The following is a 9,226-nucleotide window of genomic DNA, read 5'->3' on the forward strand; positions in this document are numbered from 1 at the left end:
AGAACAAAATATGAAATCATTCTTGTAGGGCGAAAAATATCTAGCTCAAACTTTGACATCCATGAACGACTCAATAATCTAGCTGACAGGAACGATCCCGGGTTAATAGGCGCAGGGACAATTGCTAACCCGATAAAGAAATATGTAAAAACCTGGCAGACTATTATCGAGGAATTTAGGATATCCCACGACTTTATGTTGAATACTCTGAAAACTCAACGTGACAGTCTTGAGGTCCAGGCTACTAAAGAAGAATTATTAGAGTCGCTTACCGACCACGCAAAGTAGATACATGATATATCGAGGCAATCTGAATACTTGCTGGTGGACAACGCTTTGCGGTTTTCCACAACATGCGTATTTGAGTGCGTGATAAAGGGAAGACATTTGTTGTCCGCCGGTAACTTTGGCAAGCAGCTTGGGCCGATCAGGTCATGGGCAGCAGCAGGCCGGTTGTTGCCCGTTGCCACCGACCACCTCGGGTCGAACGTGCACATTCAGTGCAGGAAAAATAAATCTGCCCCCCTCTGACAGGCCAATTCCAAACTCACCCCTGATGCAGCGCGCGGTAATGACTAGGCGCCATGCCCACCACTTTGCGAAACAGCCGCGAGAAGTAATACACATCGTCATAGCCCAGCTGTTCGGCGACCTGGCGGATGCCCTGTTCGCCTTCGTCGAGCAGGCGGCAGGCGTGGGCCATTTTTAGTTGGATAAAGTCCTGAATCGGCGCATGCCCGGTCAGGGCGCGGTAGGTTTTGGCGAAGTGAAAGCGCGACAATTTGAACTGCGCGGCCAGCTCGTCGAGGTTTAGCGAGTCATGCAGATGGGCGCGCATCACCGCCTGCACCGCGTCCACATCCAGCACCCGTCCGGATTTCAAGGTGGTGCGCGCTGGCAGCACGGCTAGGGAAGTGAGCAGCACCTGCAACTGGTGTGCGGCATGAACGAAGTGCGCCAGGTTCAAGCCCTGTTTGCGCAGGTTAAGCAAGGCATCGAACTCGGCCAGCAGGCGCGGCTGCACGCCGATGCGCCACAGCGGCCCCTTGCCCAGAGGCTTGAGAAAGTCCGCCACCAGCTCGCCATCAAAATGCACCCAGTACAGCGTCCAGGGCTTGTCCACGTCCGCGCCGTAGGCGTGCGTCACGCCTTTTGGCAACAGCAGCAGATCGCCACCACTGACAGCTAATCGTCCATCCGACGTTTCCAGCCAACCCTGCCCGGCGCGGCAGTAGATCAGCAGATGGTCCTCCGGCTGCGGGCGATGCATGCGGTGCCCCTGGGCCTCGGGGTAGTACCCCAGGGCCAGGGGATAGCAGCCCTGCCCTAGGGGATGCTTTGCCAGCAGGCGGCGCAGCCTGGGCGGCGTGATAAAGCGCACGCCGTTGGCCGGCAAAGGCCAGTTGGAGGTATCGACAAAAGTGCGCATTGGGGTACTCAAGTAGCCCGGATGCAATCCGGGAGAAAGGCTCCCGGATTGCATCCGGGCTACAGATTAAATCCCAAGATAGTCCATCCGCAGGCCAAGATCGTCAATCCACAAAGCCGAGCAAGGCGGCTATAACACTGACAAAACAACAATCGAGCCCACCCTGAGAACCTGTTCACGATCTCGCGAGCTAGAGCCATACAAGGCACTACGTTAATAACAGCCTCCGGCTGGTCAAAGCGGCGAGGACTCGGAGTTTACGAGCTGTAAATGAGCAGTCCGAGCCTGTTTTTAACGCAGTAGGGCCGACGCGCAGCAGATCATGAACAGGTTCTTAGGTTCGCAGGAGGAAAGCATGGCCAAGGCAATCCCACAGTTGATCGACGGTGAATGGCGCGAAAGCCGCGCCCGCGAATTTATCGAAGTCACCGACCCGGCGACCCAGGAAGTGCTGGCGTTGGCACCCAAGGCCACCGCCGAGGAAATCGAAGCGGCGATTGCCAGTGCCAAGGCAGCCTTCCTCACCTGGCGCGAAGTGCCAGTCTCCGACCGGGCGCGGGTGATGCTGCGTTACCAGCACTTGCTCAAGGAACACCACGACGAGCTGGCGGAAATTCTCGCTGGCGAAACCGGCAAGACCCTGGCCGATGCCAAGGGCGATGTCTGGCGCGGCATCGAGGTGGTCGAGCAGGCCTGCAATATCGCCAGCCTGATGATGGGCGAGACCATGGAGAACGTGGCCCGCGATATCGACACCGCCAGCTGGATTCAGCCGCTGGGCGTGTGCGTCGGCGTTACCCCGTTCAACTTCCCGGCGATGATTCCGCTGTGGATGTTTCCCCTGGCCATCGCCGCCGGCAATACCTTTATTCTCAAGCCATCCGAACAGGACCCGCTGACCCCCAATCGCCTGGCCGAGCTGTTTATCGAAGCCGGCGCTCCCAAGGGTGTGTTGCAGGTGCTGCACGGTGCCCGCGAGGTGGTCGACAGCCTGCTTACCCACCCGGATATCCGCGCCATCTCCTTCGTCGGCTCGGTGCCAGTCGGCCAGCATATCTACCGCACCGGCACCGCTCACCTGAAGCGTGTGCAGGCGTTTGCCGGGGCGAAGAACCATATGGTGATCATGCCCGACGCCAATAAACAGCAGGTGCTGAGCAACCTGGTCGGCGCCAGTTGCGGCGCGGCCGGGCAGCGTTGTATGGCGATCAGCGTGGCGGTATTTGTCGGCGAATCGAAGCAATGGATCGACGAGCTGCAAGCGCAAATGGCCGACCTGCAACCTGGTTACTGGACCGATGGCCACGCCGCCTTCGGCCCGCTGATCAGCCAGCAAGCGAAACAACGCGTGCTACGGCTGATCGCCGAAGGTAAAGCGGAAGGCGCCGAATGCCTGCTGGACGGCTCACACTGCGCAGTCGAGGGTTACCCCAACGGCAACTGGATCGGCGCCACGCTGTTTCGCGGCGTGACGACCAAGATGAGCTTGTACCGCGAGGAAATCTTCGGCCCGGTGCTGGTGTGCATGGAGGTCGATACGCTGGAAGAAGCCATCGAACTGGTCAACGCCAGCGCCTACGGCAACGGCACCTCGATCTTCACCCGCTCCGGCGGCGCGGCGCGGCATTACCAGCACGCAGTGGAAGTCGGCCAGGTCGGCATCAACGTACCGGTGCCGGTGCCGCTGCCGTTCTTCTCCTTCACCGGCTGGAAGGGTTCGTTCTACGGCGACTTGCATGCGTATGGCAAACAGGGCGTGCGCTTCTTCACTGAAACCAAGACGGTCACCAGCCGCTGGTTTGATGAGGACTCCGTAGCCGGCGCAAATATGACTATTCAGTTGAAATAAGAAGGGTGTCGGCCCTCGCAGCAGGGCCGACGCGCAGCAGCTCGTAAACAGGTTGTTAGACCAATAGACGATCTCAACAATTAGTCCAATGGCGTAAAAAGTTCTCCGAGTTCCGACAACAAGAACAAGGAGAACTGCCATGCAACGCTTGACCACCGCCCTGGCCCTATGGGCCGGGCTTACTGCCTGTGCACAGGCGGCTGAGCCGATTACCCTCGGCCTCAACTACCCACGCACCGGCCCGTATAAGGAAGAAGGATTGGCACAGATGCGCGGAGCCTTGCTGGCCATCGACGAACTTAACGCCCAGGGCGGTGTGCTCGGGCGTACGCTGCGTCTGTCGAGCAAGGACACCGCATCGCGTCCGGCCAAGGCAGTGAAGAACGTCGACAAGTTGGCCAGCGAAGGCGCGGCCATGCTGTTTGGCGGATCAAGCAGCGCGGTGGCCATCGCCTCCGGCAAGCGTGCGGCGCAGCATGGGCTGCTGTATTTCGGCACCCTCACCTACTCCAACGACACCACCGGCAAGGACGGCCACCGCTATATGTTCCGCGAGTGCAACAACGCCTGGATGAGCGCGCGGGTACTGGGCCAATACCTGAGCAAGAACCTGCCGAACAAGCGCTACTTCTATATCACCTCCGACTACACCTGGGGCCACACCACGGAGAGTTCGTTGCGCCAGACCACCGGCAGTGAAGACAGCGGCCAGCATCCGGGGCTCAAGGTGAGCTTCCCCGGCGCGCGCCTTGCCGACTATCAGGATGCCCTGACCCAGGCCGCCTCAAGCAATGCCGAAGTGCTGGCCCTGGTGCTGTTTGGTGAAGACCTGGTGCGCGCCATGCGCATCGCCAAGGATCTGGGCCTGACCGAACGCATGCAGATCGTGGCGCCCAACCTGACCCAGAGCATGGTCGAGCAAGGCGGCCCCGGGTTGATGGAAGGCGTGATCGGCACCGAACCCTGGACCTGGCGCGTACCGGCGCTGGAGAAATCCGTGCGCGGCGAAGCCTTCGTCAAGGCTTTCAGCCAGCGCTACGCGATGTACCCGTCCAGCTCTGCCGCGTCGGCCTACAGCATCGTCTATCAATGGGCCGATGCTGCCAAACGCGCGGGCAGCCTGGACAGCGAAGCGCTGATCAAGGCCCTGGAAGGCCACAGCTATCAGCTGCTCAAGGATCAACAAACCTGGCGCGCATTCGACCACCAGAACCTGCAGACGGTGTATGCCGTCAAAGTCAAAACCCGCGCCGAGGTGCTGAAAGACCCGCTCAAGCAAGACTACTTTGAAATCGTCGATCGCCTCGACGCCACCCAAGCGGCACCCAGCCTCGCCGAATGGCAGGCCGAACGACGCGCCGCCGGGCAACCCCTGACCCTGCAATGAGGACTTATGGATTTCGAACTCAGCGATGAACAACGCCTGCTGGTAGACAGCGCCCGTCAATTCGCCAGCCGTGAGCTGGCCCCGCATGCCGCCGATTGGGACCGCGACCACCACTTCCCGGTGGATGTGATCAAGCGCGCCGCCGAGCAGGGCTACCTGGCGCTGTATATCCAGGAAGACGATGGCGGTCTGGGCCTATCCCGGCTATCCGCCTCGCTGATTTTTGAACAGCTGTCGGCCGGCTGCATCGCCACCACGGCGTTTCTGACCATCCACAATATGGCTTCGTGGATGCTCGCCTCCTTCGCCGATCAAGCATTGAAGGATGTCTGGCTGCCGCGCCTGGTCAGCGGTGAATTACTCGCTTCCTACTGCCTGACCGAGCCGGATGCCGGCTCTGATGCCGCGCACCTGCGCACCCGCGCCCGGCGTGATGGCGACGACTATGTGCTGGATGGCAGCAAGTGCTTTATCTCCGGCGCGGGCAGCACCGATGTGCTGATCGTGATGGCGCGCACGGGTGAAGAAAGTGGCGCCAAGGGCGTGTCCTGCTTCCTGGTGCCGGCCGACGCCGAGGGCGTGAAATACGGACGCAACGAATTAAAGATGGGCTGGCGCGCGCAGCCGACCCGCACCATCACTTTTGAAGGCGTGCGCATTCCAGCGGGCAACCGCATCGGGCCTGAGGGCCAGGGCTTTGTCTACGCGATGAAGGGCCTGGATGGCGGGCGCATCAATATCGCCAGCTGCTCGCTGGGCGCAGCACAAGCGGCGCTGGAGCAATCGCTGCGCTACGTCGAGGAACGCAAACAATTCGGCAAGCCGCTGAGCGATTTTCAGTCCCTGCAATTCAAACTCGCCGACATGCTTACCGACCTGACCGCCAGCCGGCAGATGGTGCGCCTGGCCGCGCACAAGCTGGATCACGGTCACAGCGAAGCCAGCCTGTATTGCGCCATGGCCAAGCGCTTTGCCACCGACCACTGCTTCACCCTGTGTAACGAAGCGCTGCAACTGCACGGCGGCTACGGTTACCTCAACGACTACCCCCTGGAGCGCTGGGTGCGCGACAGCCGCGTGCACCAGATACTCGAGGGCACCAACGAGATCATGCGGGTGATCATCGCCCGCCGCCTGCTGGATCAGGGCGGTATGCTCGATCGCTTGCTGTAGCTTTTAATTCCCTCTCTCCTCGGGGAGAGGGTTAGGGAGAGGGTCGGCGTCGCCCGCAGCCCTCTCCCCCAGCCCCTCTCCCAAAGGGCGAGGGGAGCAACCTGACGAGGACCGTTATGAGCAACGCCATCGAAGCCTACAACCCCGGCGTGTTTGACCTGACCCACAAGCTCACCGTGGAAAAGCACGGCCATACCGCGCTGATCACCATCAACCAGCCGCCGGCCAATACCTGGGACCGCGACTCGCTGATCGGCCTCAAGCTGCTGGTTGAACACCTCAACCGCGACGATGACATCTACGCCCTGGTGATTACCGGCCAGGGCGGCAAGTTCTTCAGCGCCGGCGCCGACCTCAAGCTGTTCGCCGATGGCGACAAGGCCCGTGCCCGCGAAATGGCCCGACGCTTTGGCGAAGCCTTCGAGGCGCTGCGCGATTTCCGCGGTGTATCGATTGCTGCGATCAACGGCTACGCCATGGGCGGCGGCCTGGAATGCGCCCTGGCCTGCGATATCCGCATCGCCGAGCGCCAGGCGCAAATGGCCCTGCCAGAAGCCACGGTCGGCCTGCTGCCCTGCGCCGGTGGCACCCAGCACCTGAGCTGGCTGATCGGCGAAGGCTGGGCCAAACGGATGATCCTCTGCGGCGAGCGGGTGGATGCGGAAACCGCGCTGCGCATCGGCCTGGTCGAGCAGGTGGTCGACAGCGGCGAAGCCCGTGGCCATGCCCTGCTGTTGGCGGCCAAGGTTGCGCGGCAAAGCCCGGTGGCAGTGCGCACCATCAAACCGCTGATCCAGGGCGCTCGCGAGCGCAGCCCGAACACCTGGCTGAGTGAAGAGCGCGAGCGCTTTGTCGACCTGTTCGACGCCGACGACACCCGCGAAGGGGTCAACGCCTTCCTGGAAAAACGCGACCCGCAGTGGCGCAATAAATAATCCGCAGGGTGGATGTCGCTTTTTACATCCACCATGGCCTCACTCGGTGGATGGATAAAACGTCGGCTACGCGCCCCGATCCACCCGACTCTGGAAACGCAGATGAACATGCAATTTGAAGAACGCCCGGCCCAGCACGGTTACCGCATCGGTATCGCCAGCCTGGATGCCGAAAAGAGCCTTAACGCCCTGTCGCTGCCGATGATCGAGGCGCTGGATGCCAAGCTCAAGGCCTGGGCGGACGATCCGAGCATCGCCTGCGTGATGCTGCGCGGCAACGGCCCCAAGGCGTTCTGCGCCGGCGGCGATGTGGTGCAGCTGGTGCATCAGTGCCGCGAACACCCAGGCGAAATCCCGCCCCTGGCGCGACGCTTCTTTGCTGACGAATACCGCCTCGACCACCGCATCCACACCTACCCGAAACCCTTTATCTGCTGGGCCCACGGCCATGTGCTGGGCGGCGGCATGGGTCTGATGCAGGGCGCAGGTATTCGCATCGTCACCCCGGGCAGCCGCTTGGGCATGCCGGAAGTGAATATCGGTCTGTACCCGGATGTCGGCGGCAGCTGGTTTCTCGCCCGCCTGCCGGGCAAGCTCGGCCTGTTTCTCGGCCTGACCGCCAGCAGCATCAACGCCCGCGACGCACTGGATCTGGACCTGGCCGACCGCGTGCTGCTCGACAGCCAGCAGGACGACCTGCTCACAGGCCTGGCGCAGCTCAACTGGCAGGAGCAAAGCCCGCAACAGCTGCACAGCCTGCTCAAGGCGTTGGAAAACCAAGCCCTCGCCGAACTGCCGGAAGCCCAGTGGCTGCCGCGCCGCGCGCGTATCGACGAGCTGCTCGATACCGCCGACCTGCCCCACGCCTGGCGCGCCATCAGCGCCCTGCACAACGACAACGACCTGCTGCTGGCCCGCGCCGCCAAAACCCTGGCCGGCGGCTGCCCGCTGACCGGGCATCTGGTGTGGGAGCAGATCAAGCGGGCCAAACAGCTGTCCCTGGCCGAAGTATTCCAGATGGAATACGCCATCAGCCTGAACTGCTGCCGTCACCCGGAATTCCCCGAAGGCGTGCGCTCGCGACTGATCGACAAGGACCACGCGCCGCGCTGGCACTGGCCGGATGTCGCGAACATTCCGCAGCAGGTGATCGACGCGCACTTCGCCCCAGCCTGGGAAGGCGACCACCCACTGGCAGACCTGTAGGTAAAAAATCTGTGGGAGGGGCTTCAGCCGCGACTGGAACCACTAAAAAATCGCCGCTGAAGCGCCTCCCAAAACTGGAACGGCAACCGAGCACGTAGGGATGACGCTTTTTTCATCCACCGACAAGACCGCAACCGGTGGATGGGTGAAGCGTCATCCACCCTACACGGCCACACGAACGTTATTCAGCGCGACAGGAGCCTAACAATGACAACAATCGCTTTTATCGGCCTCGGCCATATGGGCCTGCCCATGGCGCGCAACCTGCTCAAGGCCGGCTTTAACCTGAAGGTCTTCGACCTGCTGCCAGCCGCCGTCGAGGACCTGGCCAAGGACGGCGCGCTGCCCGCCAGCAGCGCCCTGGATGCCGTGCAAGGTGCCGATGTAGTCGTCAGCATGCTGCCTGCCAGCCGCCATGTTGAAGGCCTGTACCTGGGTGATAACGGCCTGCTGGCCGTACTCAAGCACGGCAGCCTGGTGCTGGAATGCTCGACCATCGCCCCGGAAGCCGCGCGCAGGGTGCACCAGGCCGCACACGCGCGTGGCATCGAACTGCTCGACGCCCCGGTATCCGGCGGCACGGCGGGCGCGGCAGCCGGCACCCTGACCTTTATGATCGGCGGCGCGGCCAGCACCCTGGAAAAAGCCCGGGCGATCTTCGAGGCCATGGGCAAGAACATCTTCCACGCCGGCCCCGATGGCGCGGGCCAAGTGGCCAAGGTGTGCAACAACCAGGTGCTGGCGGTGCAGATGATCGCCACCGCCGAAGCCATGGCCATGGGCGTGGCCAACGGCCTGGAGCCCGCCGTGCTGGCCGAGATCATGCGGCAGAGTTCAGGTGGCAACTGGACGTTGGAGAAGTACAACCCCTGGCCCGGCGTGATGGAAAACGCCCCCGCCTCCAAGGGTTACAGCGGCGGCTTTATGGCCGAGCTGATGGCCAAAGACCTGGGTCTGGCCCAGGAAGCCGCCCAAACCAGCGGCAGCAGCACGCCGATGGGCGCGCTGGCCTTGCAGCTGTATCGCCTGCTGCTCAAACAAGGCAAAGGCAAGCAGGACTTCTCGGTGGTGCAGCAGCTGTTTGTTGAATAAATGCGGCGTTGGTAACCCGGATTACATCCGGGCTAGGCGCCTGGACTTAACGCCGTAGGATGGGTGATAACCCATCAACCGATTGATGGGTTATCACCCATCCTACGTACTGCGCACGCTCCATGCCCGGACTGCGCTGCGCTTGTTCGGGCTAC

General features: G+C 62.0%; 7 protein-coding genes and 1 pseudogene. 7 read left to right on the top strand and 1 reads right to left on the bottom strand.

All coding sequences use genetic code 11. From position 1 onward, the window contains the following. A pseudogene (locus Q8M42_RS01925) lies at positions 1-288 on the top strand (hypothetical protein); the annotation flags it as partial. Between the two features lie 259 nt (positions 289-547). On the opposite strand, the gene Q8M42_RS01930 reads toward Q8M42_RS01925, so the two are convergent. Continuing rightward, complete coding sequence (locus Q8M42_RS01930) at positions 548-1,429, bottom strand: AraC family transcriptional regulator (protein WP_304864452.1); 882 nt, start codon at positions 1,427-1,429, stop codon at positions 548-550. Positions 1,430-1,784: 355 nt separating this feature from the next. Between Q8M42_RS01930 and Q8M42_RS01935 the strand changes: the two genes are divergently transcribed. The 6 genes from Q8M42_RS01935 to mmsB all read left to right on the top strand — a co-directional run bounded on the left by Q8M42_RS01935 (position 1,785) and on the right by mmsB (position 9,071). Then, positions 1,785-3,278, top strand: a complete 1,494-nt coding sequence (locus Q8M42_RS01935; protein WP_304864454.1) for a CoA-acylating methylmalonate-semialdehyde dehydrogenase — start codon at positions 1,785-1,787, stop codon at positions 3,276-3,278. 139 nt (positions 3,279-3,417) lie between these two features. Continuing rightward, a complete protein-coding gene (locus Q8M42_RS01940; protein WP_304864456.1) occupies positions 3,418-4,665 on the top strand; it encodes a substrate-binding protein in 1,248 nt (415 codons plus the stop codon). Between the two features lie 6 nt (positions 4,666-4,671). Then, positions 4,672-5,838, top strand: coding sequence for an isobutyryl-CoA dehydrogenase (locus Q8M42_RS01945; RefSeq protein ID WP_304864457.1), 1,167 nt, complete (start codon positions 4,672-4,674; stop codon positions 5,836-5,838). Between the two features lie 116 nt (positions 5,839-5,954). Further along, a complete protein-coding gene (locus tag Q8M42_RS01950) occupies positions 5,955-6,773 on the top strand; it encodes an enoyl-CoA hydratase (RefSeq protein WP_090251948.1) in 819 nt (272 codons plus the stop codon). A 102-nt stretch (positions 6,774-6,875) separates the two neighbouring features. Then, entirely contained in the window at positions 6,876-7,979 is a 1,104-nt protein-coding gene (locus Q8M42_RS01955) for an enoyl-CoA hydratase/isomerase family protein (protein ID WP_304864460.1), read from the top strand. A gap of 207 nt (positions 7,980-8,186) precedes the next feature. Continuing rightward, the gene (mmsB, locus tag Q8M42_RS01960) at positions 8,187-9,071 is read left to right on the top strand and encodes a 3-hydroxyisobutyrate dehydrogenase (RefSeq protein ID WP_304864462.1); all 885 of its coding nucleotides are present in this window, start codon (positions 8,187-8,189) and stop codon (positions 9,069-9,071) included. Positions 9,072-9,226: the final 155 nt, after the last annotated feature.

The organism is Pseudomonas sp. (assembly GCF_030684895.1).
In the GTDB taxonomy this organism is placed as follows: Bacteria; Pseudomonadota; Gammaproteobacteria; order Pseudomonadales; family Pseudomonadaceae; genus Aquipseudomonas.